We start from the raw sequence: 14,770 nt of genomic DNA on the forward strand, positions 1-14,770 counted from the left end.
AAGAAGCAGCATCTTATAATAAGATGCTACTTTTCTCTAATTTTCTAAATATCTTTTATCAGCTTGCCCCATTTTTCGTCTCACAATAATGAAAATAATAGAAATAACAACAAGTCCAATTGACATTACTTGTGCAATACGAAGTGGCCCTAGCATTAAACTATCTGTACGTAACCCTTCTACGAAGAAGCGTCCTACTGAATACCAAATTAAATATGTGAAGAATAATTCCCCGCGGCGTAAATTTACTTTTCTTAATGCAAGTAATAGAATTACTCCCGCAAAATTCCATAACGATTCATATAAAAACGTCGGGTGGTAGTACACACCATCAATGTACATTTGATTAATAATGAAATCCGGTAAATGAAGGCCTTCTAAAAACTGTCTCGTTACTTCATCACCATGCGCCTCTTGGTTCATAAAGTTTCCCCATCGGCCAATTGCTTGTCCTAGTAAAATACTCGGTGCAGCAATATCAGCCAACTTCCAGAATGAAACCCCGCGGCGTTTCGCAAAAAGAATCCCTGTAATAACAGCCCCGATTAAACCACCATGAATCGCCAAGCCACCTTGACGAATATTAATAATTTGACTCGGATTTTGCGCGTAATATTCCCATTCAAAAATAACATAGTACATTCTCGCAAATAGAATAGCGATCGGTACTGCAATTAATACAAGGTCAACAAATGTATCTTTTGGAATACCTAGCCTTTCTCCCTCGCGAGTTGCTAGCCAAAGACCTAATAGCACACCTGTACCGATAATAATCCCGTACCAATAAACAGGAAACGGTCCAAGTTGGATCGCTACGCGGTCAAGCTGTGGTACAGAACCTAACAGCATATGTATGACCTCCCTCTCCAATGTTTACTCCTGATTTCCTAACTCAATCGCACTCATTAATCGTTCTGAGAACTGCTGTGCCGCATTGACTCCCATACGTTTTAAACGGAAGTTCATCGCTGCCACTTCAATAATAACAGCTAAGTTTCGACCAGGACGAACTGGAAGTGTAATCTTCGTAAGTTCTGTATCAATAATCTTCATCTTCTCTTCATCAAGACCTAAGCGATCATAATTTTTCTTTTGATCCCATATTTCAAGATTAATAACAAGTGTAATACGCTTATAATTTCGCACTGCCCCTGCACCGAATAACGTCATAACGTTAATAATGCCTAGACCACGAATTTCTAATAAATGCTCAATTAAATCTGGTGAGCTTCCGACTAACATGTCTTCATCTTCTTGGCGAATTTCTACACTATCATCCGCAACAAGACGGTGACCACGTTTTACAAGCTCAAGAGCTGTCTCACTTTTACCGACACCACTTTGTCCTGTAATTAAAACACCAACGCCGTAAATATCTACTAACACACCATGAACAGCTGTTGTTGGTGCTAACTTACCTTCTAAATAATTTGTTAAACGACTTGATAATCTCGTTGTCGTTTGAGAAGAGCGTAATAAAGGCATGCCCGATTCACGCGATGCTTGTAGCAACTCATCTGGTACATCTTGATTACGAGTTACAATAATACATGGCGTCTCCTCAGTACAAAGCGCTTTCATTCTCTCTTGTTTTTGCTCTGACGTTAACGTGTCAAAGAACGTTAGCTCCGTCTTCCCAAGAAGCTGCACGCGATCAGCTGGATAATATGTAAAAAATCCTGCCATTTCAATTCCAGGTCGTGATAAATCACTTGTATCAATCGGACGATGAATTCCTTCTTCACCACTTATTAACTCCAATTGAAATTGTTCAATTAAATCTTTTGTCCTTACTTTCGGCATATGTATAAACCTCCACTCCGCTGCGGGTTCAGTCTCATTTGATGTAAAATTCCATTCTACCGGATATTGTACCATTTTTTTCTGGAAACAAGAAATACGGTTTCTAATAAATAGAAAAAAACATTTCATACATATCATGAAATGTTTTTCTTTTTGTCATTTTCTCTTTTTTTCATATAAAGGTTCCACAATTGCCTTTTCAATAATCATATTAAAAATTGAAATACAAATTGCCGCAACGATCGCTACACCGAAACCTGATATATTAAATGCGTCTCCTAATAATGAATCTGCTATTTTTAACGTAATCGCATTAATAACAATTAAGAAGAAACCGAAAGTTACAACAGTAATTGGTAGCGTAATTAAAATTAAAAACGGTTTTACAAACACATTTAAAACAGCCAAAATAATACTCGCAATAATTGCAGTTTGTATATTTGCTACGTAAAACGCGTCTGGTGCAATCCCTTTTAAAAGTCCCGATACAGCGATTAACACAACGCTATTTACAAGAAGTGATACAATCCATCTCATTTTCTTACACATCCTTTTAAACATATATCTTTCATCATACGCTAATAGACAATAAACGCAAGTATGATACGGACACTTATATCAACTTATTCTACTCTTCATGCTTGTATACCTACTAACAATTCTTTGCGAAATAAGGCCCACACCATCTATGCTCATGCGTTTTCACAAAGGTCCAATTGAAATCTTTATCTACAATATAGATATCCCCTTTATACATATTATCCGTCTCACACAATATATCATCCATATGTAATAAACTCGCATCCTTTATTAACAGTACCTCATCACAGTGTTGATAGAAGATGTAGCACTCCTTTTTCACTTCATTATGAAACGCGTTTTCCGCTTCTTCTCCCTCTAAACACTTCTTTTTCTTCATCATTTAAATGATTTGCCAAATAATCCTCACAACGCTTCCGAAAATATACACCCCAATTTTGAAACTCTCTTACCTTCATATTTTTCTTTCTTAAAACATCTATAAACTCCATGTTCTCCCCCTATGCACAAAAAACCGAGTGTCATTGCCACTCGGTTTTTCGTAATCCCCTTATTGTGATAACTCTACTTCTTTTATTCTCTCTTTCATTCTTGCTTTATCACGATTTAAAATCTCTTTTAAATACTTACCTGTATATGAGCGCTCTTCTTTCACTACTTGCTCTGGCGTTCCAGAAGCAACAATTTGTCCACCTTTGTCTCCGCCCTCTGGTCCAAGGTCAACGATATAATCCGCTGTTTTAATTACATCTAAATTATGTTCAATTACAAGTACTGTCTCACCGCTCTCAACAAGACGTTGCAGCACTTCTAGAAGACGTGCGATATCATGCGCATGTAAACCAGTCGTTGGCTCATCTAAAATATATAGTGTACGTCCTGTAGAACGACGGTGTAATTCAGAAGCTAGCTTCACGCGCTGTGCTTCACCACCAGATAACGTCGTTGCTGGCTGGCCTAATTTCATATAACCAAGTCCAACATCTACAAGAGTTTGAAGTTTACGCTTAATTTTTGGGATGTTAGCGAAGAACTCTACCCCATCTTCAATTGTCATTCCTAATACTTCAGAAATGTTCTTATCTTTATATTTCACTTCTAACGTTTCACGGTTGTAACGTTTACCGTGACAAACTTCACATGGAACGTATACGTCTGGTAAGAAGTGCATTTCGATTTTTATAATTCCATCACCACGGCACGCTTCACAACGTCCACCTTTTACGTTAAAGCTGAAACGCCCTTTTTGATATCCGCGCACTTTCGCTTCATTCGTTTGTGCAAACACATCACGAATATCATCGAATACACCTGTATAAGTCGCAGGATTAGAACGTGGTGTACGACCGATTGGCGATTGATCAATATCGATTACTTTATCTAAATGCTCAAGACCTTTAATTTCTTTATGAGTACCTGGCTTCGCTTTCGCTTTATATAACTTTTGCGCTAACGATTTATATAGTACTTCATTAATCATCGTACTTTTACCTGATCCAGATACACCCGTTACCGCTACAAACGTACCAAGCGGGAATGACATTTTCGCGTTCTTTAAATTATTCTCTTTTGCACCAACAATCTCCACTTTACGTCCATCACCTTTACGTCTTTCAAGTGGAACTGGAATAAACTCTTTACCGCTTAAATACTTCCCTGTTAGTGAATTCTCATCTTGCATCACTTCAGCTGGTGTACCCGCTGATACGACTTGTCCACCGTGAATACCTGCGCCAGGCCCGATATCAAGTAAATAATCAGCAGCCATCATCGTATCTTCATCATGTTCAACAACGATTAACGTATTACCTAAATCACGCATTTCTTGCAATGTACGAATAAGACGATCGTTATCGCGCTGATGCAAACCGATAGAAGGCTCATCAAGAATGTAAAGCACCCCAGTAAGACGAGAACCAATTTGCGTTGCTAAACGAATACGTTGCGCCTCACCACCTGATAAAGTTCCTGCGGCACGACTTAACGTTAAATAATCTAAACCAACGTTCACTAAGAACCCAACGCGCTCCTGAATTTCTCTTAAAATTAAATGAGCAATTTTTTGTTGTTTCTCTGTTAGCTCCACACTTGAGAAGAATTCCTGTACTTCTTGAACAGAATATTTCGTTACATCAGCAATCGTTTTTCCGCCAACGAAAACAGCTAAACTCTCAGGCTTTAAACGTCCACCTTTACACTTCGGACAAGCTTGCTCTGCCATATACTTTTCCATTTGCTCACGAACATAATCAGAACTCGTTTCACGATAACGACGTTCAATATTTGGAATAACACCTTCAAATAAAATCTCATTTTCCTTTACTTGACCAAATTCATTTACATAGCGGAAATAAACTTTCTCTTCACCGCTCCCGTACAATACTTTATCAAATAAATCTTTCGGTATATCTTTCACAGGCACATCCATATCAACGCCGTAATGATTACATACAGATTGTAAAAGCTGTGGGTAATATTGTGAGCTTGTCGGTTCCCAAGGCGCAATCGCATGTTCCTTTAACGATAAATCCCAGTTCGGGATAACAAGCTCTAAATCTACCTCTAGCTTTGAACCAAGTCCATCACAAGAAGGACATGCTCCGAACGGACTATTGAATGAGAACATACGCGGCTCTAATTCTCCAATTGAAAAACCACAATGCGGGCAAGCATGATGTTCACTAAATAGAAGTTCCTCTTCTCCCATTACATCGATTAACACACGGCCTCCGCCAAGCTTCAATGCACTTTCAAGTGAATCCGCAAGGCGGCTTGCCATCCCTTCTTTTACAACAATACGGTCAATGACAACTTCAATGGAATGCTTCTTATTTTTATCTAACGCAATATCTTCAGATACATCAAGCATTTCACCATCAACACGTACACGAACATATCCTTGCTTCTTAATATCTTCAAGTACTTTCACATGTGCACCTTTACGCCCAGAAACGATAGGAGCTAACACTTGTAATTTCGTACGTTCAGGATATTCAAGAACACGGTCTACCATCTGCTCTACTGTTTGTGATGTAATTTCAATTCCATGATTCGGACAAATTGGCGTACCAATTCGCGCAAATAATAAACGTAAATAATCATAAATCTCCGTTACCGTTCCAACAGTTGAACGTGGATTACGACTCGTCGTTTTTTGATCGATTGAAATCGCTGGTGACAATCCTTCAATCGTGTCCACATCCGGTTTATCCATTTGTCCTAAAAACTGGCGCGCATACGCAGATAACGATTCTACGTATCTGCGCTGCCCTTCTGCATAAATCGTATCAAATGCTAATGATGATTTCCCCGAACCAGACAATCCCGTTACAACGACAAGCTGATTTCTCGGAATGGTTACATCAATATTTTTTAAGTTATGTGCTCTAGCACCTTTTACAACGATAAAATCCTTGCTCTTACTCACTTTTTTCACCCTTCCGCTTTTAATTCTAATAGTAAATCTCTTAGTTCAGCTGCACGCTCGAAGTCTAACGCTTTTGCTGCTTCTTTCATCTCTGCTTCCATCTTCGCAATTGTCTTTTCACGCTCTTTTTTCGTCATCTTCTTAGCTGGCGTTGCTTCATACGTTTCCGTTTCTTCAGCAGCTGTCGTTGCACGAATTACATCACGCACACCTTTTTGAATCGTTTTCGGCGTAATACCATGCTCTTCATTGTAAGCTTCTTGTATACTACGACGACGCTTCGTTTCTTCAATCGCAATTCCCATCGATCTCGTTATACGATCTGCGTACATAATAACGCGGCCGTTTTCATTACGTGCTGCACGGCCAATTGTTTGAATTAATGAACGTTCTGAACGTAAGAACCCTTCCTTATCCGCATCTAATATCGCTACAAGCGATACTTCTGGAATATCTAATCCTTCTCGCAATAAGTTAATACCAACAAGAACATCAAACTTACCAAGGCGAAGATCTCGTATAATTTCAATACGTTCTAACGTTTTCACTTCAGAATGCAGGTAATTCACCTTAATTCCTACATCTTTTAAGTAGTCTGTTAAATCCTCTGACATCTTCTTCGTTAAAGTTGTAATTAATACACGTTCATTTTTTGCAATGCGATCTTGAATCTCTCCTAATAGATCGTCAATCTGCCCTTCAATTGGTCGTATATCAATTGGCGGATCTAAAAGCCCTGTTGGGCGAATAATTTGTTCTATTACTTCTGGCGACTGCTCTAATTCATACGGCCCTGGTGTTGCTGAAACGTAAATAACTTGATTCGTTTTCTCTTCAAACTCATCAAATGTGAGCGGTCTATTATCTAAAGCTGATGGCAGACGGAATCCATGATCCACAAGCACTTGCTTACGCGCTTGGTCCCCGTTATACATCGCTCTTACTTGCGGCACTGATACGTGCGACTCATCCATAACGATTAAGAAATCTTCCGGGAAATAGTCTAATAGCGTATACGGCGTTGCACCCGCCGGACGAAGTGTTAAATGGCGGGAATAGTTTTCAATTCCTGAACAAAAGCCCATCTCGCGCATCATTTCTAAATCATAACGTGTACGCTGTTCTATACGCTGCGCTTCTAACAACTTACCGTTATCATTTAATTCCTTTAAACGCTCTTCTAATTCTTTTTCGATATTTTCAATAGCGACCTTCATCTTTTCTTCACGTGTAACGAAGTGAGATGCTGGGAAAATTGCTACATGATCACGTTCTGCTAATACTTCTCCCGTTAACGCATTTACTTCGCGAATACGATCAATTTCATCGCCGAAAAACTCAATTCGAATACAATGCTCGTCAAGTGATGCCGGGAAGATTTCAACTACATCTCCGCGCACACGGAATGTACCACGCTTGAAATCAATATCATTACGTCCATACTGCACATCAACAAGTTCACGAAGCAATTGATTGCGGTCCTTTTCCATACCAACTCGAAGTGAAACAACTAACTCGCGGTATTCTTCTGGAGAACCTAAACCATATATACACGAAACACTCGCAACGATAATTACATCATCCCGTTCAAATAATGCAGACGTTGCCGAGTGACGCAATTTATCAATTTCATCATTAATCTGCGCATCTTTTTCAATAAACGTATCTGTTTGTGGTACATACGCTTCTGGCTGATAATAATCGTAGTAACTAACAAAATATTCAACTGCATTATTCGGGAAAAAGTCTTTCAACTCACTATATAACTGCCCTGCTAACGTTTTATTATGAGCCATGACAAGCGTTGGCTTTTGCACTTCTTTAATGACATTTGAAATCGTAAATGTCTTACCCGTTCCTGTTGCTCCAAGCAACACTTGCTTTTTCTTTCCACTATTAATTCCCTCTACAAGCTTCTCTATAGCTACCGGCTGATCACCTTGCGGGGAATACGCTGAGACAATTTCAAATTGACGTTCCAAGAAAATCCGACCTCCTCATAAAAATCTGTATTATTATTTTACCACGAATGCCTATAAAAAACCTAAAAAAACGAACAGATATTCGGTAAAGTTTTCGACAATATATAGAAAAAGGAAGGAGAGTACACTTCCTTCCTTATCAAATCTTCTTCCGCATGAACAAACAGTAAGCACCACACTGATTAAGATTCCACTTCATTTAAAATCAGCTCTTTTTCCTACTGTCATCCTCTCCTATACAAAACTATTGGCATACTAAAAAAGCTACTTTCCCCTAAGAAAGTAGCTTCTTGTTCCCTTTCTCCTTCTTCGGAAAAAGAACATATGAAAATGAAATAACTGCATCCACTAAAAGTATAATCGCCCAAACTTGGCTAACCCGACTCGCTGCTTTATTTAAAACAATTCCCGTTTCTAACCAATTACGCCATTGTTCAACCGGGGCAAGACCGTACAGAAAGAAAAAGAAAATATGCACAACAACAAACAAACTAAGGTGCAATACCCAATTTTTTATTTCCTGCTTCGCATAAGCCATACCTGTTAATTCTACCTGTTCTTCTATAATAGGCGCCGGCTCATCCCTCCATTTCGCAACTAGCTTTTGCGCAAATATATCAAGCTTCTTCAAATCCTTTTTCCCGTAAAAGACTGCATACAATAAAATGATTACAGTAATGATTTGAAAGTTAGAGAACTTTCCTGTTTGATAGTAATCCACTACTCCTAAAGTTAAAATAAACACTTCATTTATGAGTAGTACAATCCCCATAATAAAACTCGCCTTTTTCAAACGGAATCCGTAACGGAGTAAAAAGAAACCGATAGCCGATAACCAAAATACAATCTCTGCCCCAATTAAAAAATACCAACGATATTCTGCAAGTATACTCATTTATCCTTCTCCTTTTCATCATATATACGAAAAGCTTCATCCATATATAATAAAAGTTCTTCTTCAATTGGATACATGCTCATTTTCTGTGAATCTTCCTTCGATTTTCTAACTTCCCATAACTTATCTAAAAATGCTTCATCACCATTGGCCATTTCTAAACACTTCTGCATTAATCTCTTCGTTACCCCTTGTACCTCATCATTTGCAGCTTCTTTACCATCTTTCATAAAAGTACGAAATTGCTTTAATAAATCTACCCACTCTAAAACATTCGGATCTTCTTCACTCATATTTGGCAAATTATGAAGCAATTTTTGTTCTTCCTTTGAAAACACTTCATTTTGAAATATTTCACGTATACGAGAAGACTGCTTCGAAAGCTGAATCAGTTCAAACATAACTTTCCAATCGAGTTCTCCTTCCACATCTACCGAATAAACAACTGCTTGTAAAACACGCTCCATTCGATTAAATTTCTTTTGTTCCTCCTGTACAAACCGAAGTTGTTTTTCAAGCGAATTTTTTAAATCTAGCTCACCTTTTACTAACATATTCGCAGTTTCTTTTAATGAAAATCCCATTTCCTTTAAAAACAAAATTTGTTGCAAACGAATAACGTCCGCTTCACTATATAACCGATGTCCACCCTCTGTTTTACCACTCGGATTCAATAAATCTATTTGATCATAATAACGTAATGTACGTACCGTAACCCCTGTTTCTCTCGTCAATTGTTGTATTGAAATCACTACCATCACCTCTTCTCCTTCATTATAGAAGATTACGTTACGTAACTTTCAAGTGTTTTGTAAAAAAATACAAAAAGCTGTTTATACTCTTTGTATAAACAGCTTTTATGGAAATAACCCCTTGTGTACAGCACGCCCACAAAATAAAATAAGTGCTCCAACAACAACGCTCGTTGCTGTTTTATGATAATGAGCTAATAGTAATAAATAATAAGATAAACCTACAGTACCAATCATAATACAAATGCTTGGCACTGGATTACGAGAAAAATTTTGCATTCCCCAAAGAAGCGCAAATATGACTGTAGCGACACATAACACCGGTAATCCCATCCCAGTTCCCCTTTTTCTATCTATTCCTTGTTGCGAAAATACTCGTCGATGCCATACTTATTAATAAACCAAAAATAGCAATATATAATAACTCATTTACATGTACTACTGGCCTGTCTAAATACTTATTTACACAAAGATACATAATGAACAAGAAAACGAAGCTTGTCATACTAATCGTAAAATATGACTTCATCTTGTTCACAACTCGCTCATCAATCGACGGTATTCCCTCTTCTTTCAAACGCTTCTGTTCTCTATATTCCGCAATGCCATATAAAATGACTAGTGCTACATTCGATATGAAAATAGTTCTCCACGAAATACTTAACATCATTAAGCTCACGTTTAAAACAAGCCCCGCTAAAAACAAACTTCCTATGAATCGTATAACCTCTTGCTTACTCATACACGATCAGCCTCTTTACTATTTCTATATCTCCATTTCGGCCAATAGTTCACAAAGAAATAAACAAACTGCCCTAGTACAAATAACACAAACGGCATACCAGCACTTCCATAAACGATTAAATTGTACAAACTCCATATGGCTAAACTAGTCGCTAAAAACAACCCTAAATATTTAAACGCTTTATCCGACTGAAATCTCTCAAACTCATCTTGCATTTTTCATTCCTCCTATCGCTATGCTCGTTTTCCTATCATCACTCCTATGATGAGACTACCTGCAAATAAGGAACTACATATTATAAATATCTCTTGCACAGGTATAACAGCCCTGCCTATTGCTTTACTCGCAGCAATATAAACAATAAGCAAAAGAAATGCGAATACAAATGAGACGTTTACATGCTTCTTTATATTTTCATTTACTCGCTCATCTATATCGGGAAGTTCCTCTTCTTTGTACTTACGCTTTTTGTAATTTGTATAAAACACTAAAAATACAATCGCTAAAATGTTACTAACTACGAGCGGTAAAATTGGTATAGCCGGATTCATAATATGAACTATAATGTCTCCCAAAAACAATCCAAAAGTCGCACCGATCAATAACTTTTTCGTATCGTTCATTTTTCCTCCCCTTACTCTAGCGTAAATATTTCTTCCACCTTCACTCCAAAATATTTGGCGATTTTTAAGGATAACTCTAGACTCGGATTGTAATGATGGTTTTCAATCGCCACAATTGTCTGCCGCGTCACCTGCATCGCTTTTGCCATTTCAACTTGCGTTATATGATGCTGCTTTCTTAATTCTTTAATTTTATTTTTTACACCCATAGGCTCCACCTTCAAAAGTAAAGATATCTTTACTTGAATTATAAATATTTTCCAGTTGCAAGTAAAGATATCTTTACAAATTTTAGAAAAACATTTCACTGAACATCTTTTCTAACAAAGTACAGGGGGAATTAAATTTATATCAGCGATTTCCTAAATATATCAGCGCAACTGAAATTATATCGGCGCAACTCCATTTATATCAGCGATTTTCCAAATATATCGACTTACCGACAAATACCGACATCCGTAGCACTATAAACATAAGAAAGAAGCTGTTCCAAAATATCTTTTGGAACAGCTTCTTCATGCTACTACATAAATCCTAACGCATATACAAGAACATATCCAAGCACCGATAAGCAAACCGAGCCGATCAGCCCCGCCACGAATGCTTTGCTTCCTAACTTACGGAACGTTTTAAACTCTACATTTAAACCAAGTCCCGCCATCGCCATTGCGATAAGCATGTAAGCAAGAACAACGATGTAGCCAGCAACAACTTCTGGAATAATCCCGAGCGAATGCACTGCACTCATTGCTAAAAATCCGAAGATGAACCATGGAATTGGAAGGTCACGCCACGATCTTTTTTCCTTGCTACCTTCACTCTTTCCAAACCATAGGCCAATTAAAATCGCTACTGGTACAAGCATTGCAACGCGCGTTAACTTCACGATAACTGCAATGTCTACAGCCGTACTTCCTCCTGGCGCCGCAGCTGCGATGACATGAGCGATTTCGTGCAGCGTCGCACCCGAGAATACACCGTAGCCGTACGGAGAAAAGCCAAGCACTGGATATAATAACGTATAAATAAGTGTAAATATCGTACCTAAAATAGCAATAATTGCAGCTCCAACTGCCGTTTCATCGTCCTTCGCTTTCACTTGCGGTGCAATTGCCACGACCGCGGCCGCCCCACAAATCGCTGTCCCACATGCTGTTAAAATCCCAAGTTTCTTTTCTACCTTAAATACTTTCGTTAGTCCATATACAACGAAAATCGTAAATGTAATAACAACCGCAGCGATAACCAATACTTTCGGTCCCGCCTTCGCAATATCAACAAGATTTAATCGCATTCCAAGTAAGATGATCCCAAAGCGCAGCAACTTCTTACTCGCAAAGTTCGTCCCTGCAATCGCATCATGAGGAACTCCAATTGCCGCACGCCAAACCATCCCAATTAGAATAGCAATTACTAATTGTCCCATAATATTTAAAAATGGAAGCTCCGCTAAATATTTCGCCACAATTGCGATTAATAATGTAATCCCAATCCCTTGCGAAAATCCAAACCGCTTCTTCTTTTGTATAACAAGTGTTTGCTCCACTTTGAACCACTCCAATAATCGTATTGGAACATGCATGTTCTATCTACTTACATTATAAGAGAGTTTCTATAATAAGTTTAATACCAATATCAAATCTCTATCATCAGAAATACTTATGATAAGATGAAAGAAAAACGAAAGGAGCTCATTACATGAACGTAGACATTTTAAAAATTTTTGTTACGGTTGTTGAACAGAAACACTTCTCTCGTGCAGCGGAATTATTAAACCTTTCACAGCCTGGCGTAAGTATGCACATTCGCAACTTAGAAAACGAATTTGGAACTACACTCATTCAACGATCCCCGAAGCACGTTCAAGTGACCGAGGCCGGAAACATATTATATATACACGCAAAGCAAATGCTCTCTCTTTACGAAGATGCCAAACAAGAAATTAACGAACTACATAACGTTGTAACAGGAACGCTTCGCATCGGTGCTAGTTTTACAATCGGCGAATACTTACTTCCAAAAATACTAGCTAACTATGCGAATGAAAATCCGCACGTCGAAGTCCATACTTTTATCTCAAATACAGAAGACGTCTTGCAAAGTCTTCGCTCTAATCAAATTGATATCGGCTTAGTGGAAGGGCAAGTCGTCTACGCCGACGTTGATGTTGAAACGTTTATGCAAGATGAAATGAAACTCGTCGTCCCGCCAAACCATCCACTACTCCGCACAAATGAAATAAATGAAAGCACACTTCAAGATCAAGTGTGGGTATTAAGAGAAAGCGGTTCTGGAACACGTGCTTATAGCGACCGCTTTATTCATCAACACCATTTAAAAATGAAACGATTCTTTACATTCAGTAGTATCCAAAGCGTGAAGGAAGCAGTTAGTGCCGGTCTTGGCATCGCTATCCTTTCTGATTGGACTGTACGGAAAGAGCTACTTGCAAAAGAACTATTTCACGTCAAAGTTCCAAATGAACAACTCATCCGTCCATTCTCCATCGTCCGTGGCAAATATTTTATTCCGTCTAAAGCTATTCAAGTATTTTTAAATCATGTAAATTCCTTTGCGAAAAAACAGCATTGACCTTCACATTAGTGTTAAGGTTTACAATACATGTAAAAGGAGTGAAACACATTGCGAATCGGGGAATTATCAAAAGAAACTGGCGTTAGTGAAAGATCGCTAAGACATTATGAAGAAAAGGGATTACTCCCTTCGAAGCGCCTCGCAAATGGCTATCGTGATTTCGATGAAAGTGCTATCGAAAAAGTGGAGCTTATTCAAATGTACTTACAAATCGGCTTAAATTTAGAAGAGACGGCAAGGATGCTACGCTGCCTTGAAATAGAGCCGCACCTATATGACAATCCATGCAGCAGCATCCTTACACTTTACGAAGATAAACTCAATGAAGTAACAAAGCAAATCTCATTGCTTTCCAACATTCAAACGAATTTGCAAAAACATGTTTCACTCCTAAAACAAGCAAAAGAAAAGGAATGATAACATGTTTGTTATACATGGCAGTTCAAGACAAAATGGAAATACAGAAGCTTTAACACATATGATGATAGAGGGCATTGAAACAGAACAAATTTACTTACGAGACCATACAGTCCATCCTATTACAGACCGACGTCATGATGCAGAAGGATTCCAACCTGTAGATGATGACTACGAGCAGTTAACGAAACGCATGTTAGAGCACGACACGATTATCTTTGCAACACCATTATATTGGTACGGAATGAGTGGACATATGAAAAACTTTGTTGATCGCTGGTCACAAAGCTTACGCGATACATCACTTCATTTCAAAGAGAAAATGAAAGGTAAAAAAATGTATGTTGTCATCGTTGGCGGAGATAACCCAAAGCTAAAAGCATTACCGCTTATTGCTCAATTCCAATATATCTTTGATTTTGTTGGTTCTTCATTTGAAGGTTATGTTATTGGGGATGCGAATGGGTTAGATGAAATTCAAAATGATGCTGAGGCGCTGGCGAAGGCACAAATTTATAATACAAAATTCAAAAATCACAAGCTGAAATAAGTTTGACAAACTATTTAGACTTAGCGACGCAAGAAGAATTAGAACGCATGTTACAAGAATATCCTGGCACTATACTTTTCATTAGCCATGACCGTGCCTTCATTCGTTCTGTCGCAGACCATATTCTACAAGTCGATGAGAGTGAACCAAGAGTGTTCCGCGGTAATTATGAGCAATACACAAACAGAACAGCCGATGCCTCTGTAAACGTTACTGCACAAGAATTATTACGATTACAAACAAAATTAACAGAAATCATCGGCCGAATTTCCATACCAAATCATCACGATGACATCACATCTCTCGAACAAGAATACAAAACATTATTAGTTAAAATCCGGAAATGTAAAGAAGCGCTCTAATGTCTTCCCTATATATCGACAAGGCCTTCCACATTTCCCAAGAAATATAGAAGCTTCGACATGATAACAAAACAGCCGT

17 protein-coding genes and 1 pseudogene are annotated in these 14,770 nt (G+C 38.2%); 4 read left to right on the forward strand and 14 right to left on the reverse strand.

What is annotated here, in order from left to right; translation table 11 throughout:
- Nucleotides 1-36: 36 nt before the first annotated feature.
- The 14 genes and pseudogenes from lgt to MR070_RS15665 all read right to left on the reverse strand — a co-directional run bounded on the left by lgt (nt 37) and on the right by MR070_RS15665 (nt 12,313).
- Nucleotides 37-849 (reverse strand): prolipoprotein diacylglyceryl transferase, encoded by an 813-nt coding sequence (lgt, locus tag MR070_RS15600; protein ID WP_000924232.1) that lies wholly within the window; start codon nt 847-849, stop codon nt 37-39.
- A 24-nt stretch (nt 850-873) separates the two neighbouring features.
- Nucleotides 874-1,803, reverse strand: a complete 930-nt coding sequence (gene hprK, locus MR070_RS15605; RefSeq protein WP_001127250.1) for an HPr(Ser) kinase/phosphatase — start codon at nt 1,801-1,803, stop codon at nt 874-876.
- Nucleotides 1,804-1,959: 156 nt separating this feature from the next.
- The gene (locus tag MR070_RS15610) at nt 1,960-2,340 is read right to left on the reverse strand and encodes a phage holin family protein (RefSeq protein WP_001267308.1); all 381 of its coding nucleotides are present in this window, start codon (nt 2,338-2,340) and stop codon (nt 1,960-1,962) included.
- Nucleotides 2,341-2,455: 115 nt separating this feature from the next.
- A pseudogene (locus MR070_RS15615) lies at nt 2,456-2,834 on the reverse strand (DUF4275 family protein).
- A 59-nt stretch (nt 2,835-2,893) separates the two neighbouring features.
- Nucleotides 2,894-5,770 carry an excinuclease ABC subunit UvrA gene (gene uvrA / locus MR070_RS15620; protein ID WP_070807163.1) on the reverse strand — a complete coding sequence of 959 codons (2,877 nt, stop codon included), beginning with the start codon at nt 5,768-5,770 and terminating at the stop codon, nt 2,894-2,896.
- A gap of 5 nt (nt 5,771-5,775) precedes the next feature.
- Complete coding sequence (gene uvrB / locus MR070_RS15625; RefSeq protein ID WP_000441048.1) at nt 5,776-7,752, reverse strand: excinuclease ABC subunit B; 1,977 nt, start codon at nt 7,750-7,752, stop codon at nt 5,776-5,778.
- A 274-nt stretch (nt 7,753-8,026) separates the two neighbouring features.
- On the reverse strand, nt 8,027-8,647 hold the full coding sequence (locus MR070_RS15630) for a hypothetical protein (RefSeq protein WP_242261589.1): 621 nt from the start codon (nt 8,645-8,647) through the stop codon (nt 8,027-8,029).
- Nucleotides 8,644-9,405, reverse strand: coding sequence for a MerR family transcriptional regulator (locus MR070_RS15635; protein WP_242261590.1), 762 nt, complete (start codon nt 9,403-9,405; stop codon nt 8,644-8,646). Before MR070_RS15635 ends, MR070_RS15630 begins: the two co-directional genes overlap by 4 nt.
- Before the next feature lie 99 nt (nt 9,406-9,504).
- A complete protein-coding gene (locus MR070_RS15640) occupies nt 9,505-9,732 on the reverse strand; it encodes a hypothetical protein (protein WP_000524144.1) in 228 nt (75 codons plus the stop codon).
- Nucleotides 9,733-9,748: 16 nt separating this feature from the next.
- Nucleotides 9,749-10,141: an ATPase gene (locus tag MR070_RS15645; protein WP_242261591.1), complete on the reverse strand. Its 393-nt coding sequence runs from the start codon at nt 10,139-10,141 to the stop codon at nt 9,749-9,751.
- Nucleotides 10,138-10,359 carry a hypothetical protein gene (locus MR070_RS15650; RefSeq protein ID WP_242261592.1) on the reverse strand — a complete coding sequence of 74 codons (222 nt, stop codon included), beginning with the start codon at nt 10,357-10,359 and terminating at the stop codon, nt 10,138-10,140. Before MR070_RS15650 ends, MR070_RS15645 begins: the two co-directional genes overlap by 4 nt.
- 18 nt (nt 10,360-10,377) lie before the next feature.
- A complete protein-coding gene (locus MR070_RS15655; RefSeq protein ID WP_044790924.1) occupies nt 10,378-10,767 on the reverse strand; it encodes a hypothetical protein in 390 nt (129 codons plus the stop codon).
- A gap of 11 nt (nt 10,768-10,778) precedes the next feature.
- The gene (locus MR070_RS15660; RefSeq protein WP_000538359.1) at nt 10,779-10,976 is read right to left on the reverse strand and encodes a helix-turn-helix transcriptional regulator; all 198 of its coding nucleotides are present in this window, start codon (nt 10,974-10,976) and stop codon (nt 10,779-10,781) included.
- A 314-nt stretch (nt 10,977-11,290) separates the two neighbouring features.
- Nucleotides 11,291-12,313 carry a YeiH family protein gene (locus MR070_RS15665; protein WP_044790925.1) on the reverse strand — a complete coding sequence of 341 codons (1,023 nt, stop codon included), beginning with the start codon at nt 12,311-12,313 and terminating at the stop codon, nt 11,291-11,293.
- Between the two features lie 152 nt (nt 12,314-12,465).
- Between MR070_RS15665 and MR070_RS15670 the strand changes: the two genes are divergently transcribed.
- Genes MR070_RS15670 through MR070_RS15685 form a run of 4 tightly spaced genes read left to right on the forward strand, consistent with a single transcriptional unit; the run spans nt 12,466 to nt 14,691 of the window.
- On the forward strand, nt 12,466-13,359 hold the full coding sequence (locus tag MR070_RS15670) for a LysR family transcriptional regulator (protein ID WP_242261593.1): 894 nt from the start codon (nt 12,466-12,468) through the stop codon (nt 13,357-13,359).
- A 51-nt stretch (nt 13,360-13,410) separates the two neighbouring features.
- A complete protein-coding gene (locus tag MR070_RS15675) occupies nt 13,411-13,779 on the forward strand; it encodes a MerR family transcriptional regulator (protein WP_001219201.1) in 369 nt (122 codons plus the stop codon).
- Between the two features lie 4 nt (nt 13,780-13,783).
- Nucleotides 13,784-14,329 (forward strand): flavodoxin family protein, encoded by a 546-nt coding sequence (locus MR070_RS15680; RefSeq protein WP_242261594.1) that lies wholly within the window; start codon nt 13,784-13,786, stop codon nt 14,327-14,329.
- A gap of 2 nt (nt 14,330-14,331) precedes the next feature.
- Nucleotides 14,332-14,691 (forward strand): macrolide transporter, encoded by a 360-nt coding sequence (locus MR070_RS15685; protein WP_242261595.1) that lies wholly within the window; start codon nt 14,332-14,334, stop codon nt 14,689-14,691.
- Nucleotides 14,692-14,770 lie beyond the last annotated feature (79 nt).

This window comes from Bacillus cereus group sp. BfR-BA-01453 (assembly GCF_022662915.1).
GTDB classification, from domain to species: Bacteria; Bacillota; Bacilli; order Bacillales; family Bacillaceae_G; genus Bacillus_A; species Bacillus_A paranthracis.

Excerpts from the sequence above, each read along its gene's own strand:
- MR070_RS15655 (WP_044790924.1), bottom strand. The coding sequence starts at position 10,767 with ATGAACGATACGAAAAAGTTATTGATCGGTGCGACTTTTGGATTGTTT.
- MR070_RS15660 (WP_000538359.1), bottom strand. The coding sequence starts at position 10,976 with ATGGGTGTAAAAAATAAAATTAAAGAATTAAGAAAGCAGCATCATATA.
- lgt (WP_000924232.1), bottom strand. The coding sequence starts at position 849 with ATGCTGTTAGGTTCTGTACCACAGCTTGACCGCGTAGCGATCCAACTT.
- MR070_RS15650 (WP_242261592.1), bottom strand. The coding sequence starts at position 10,359 with ATGCAAGATGAGTTTGAGAGATTTCAGTCGGATAAAGCGTTTAAATAT.
- MR070_RS15680 (WP_242261594.1), top strand. The coding sequence starts at position 13,784 with ATGTTTGTTATACATGGCAGTTCAAGACAAAATGGAAATACAGAAGCT.
- MR070_RS15635 (WP_242261590.1), bottom strand. The coding sequence starts at position 9,405 with ATGGTAGTGATTTCAATACAACAATTGACGAGAGAAACAGGGGTTACG.
- MR070_RS15640 (WP_000524144.1), bottom strand. The coding sequence starts at position 9,732 with ATGGGATTACCGGTGTTATGTGTCGCTACAGTCATATTTGCGCTTCTT.
- MR070_RS15670 (WP_242261593.1), top strand. The coding sequence starts at position 12,466 with ATGAACGTAGACATTTTAAAAATTTTTGTTACGGTTGTTGAACAGAAA.
- MR070_RS15630 (WP_242261589.1), bottom strand. The coding sequence starts at position 8,647 with ATGAGTATACTTGCAGAATATCGTTGGTATTTTTTAATTGGGGCAGAG.
- hprK (WP_001127250.1), bottom strand. The coding sequence starts at position 1,803 with ATGCCGAAAGTAAGGACAAAAGATTTAATTGAACAATTTCAATTGGAG.
- MR070_RS15610 (WP_001267308.1), bottom strand. The coding sequence starts at position 2,340 with ATGAGATGGATTGTATCACTTCTTGTAAATAGCGTTGTGTTAATCGCT.
- MR070_RS15645 (WP_242261591.1), bottom strand. The coding sequence starts at position 10,141 with ATGAGTAAGCAAGAGGTTATACGATTCATAGGAAGTTTGTTTTTAGCG.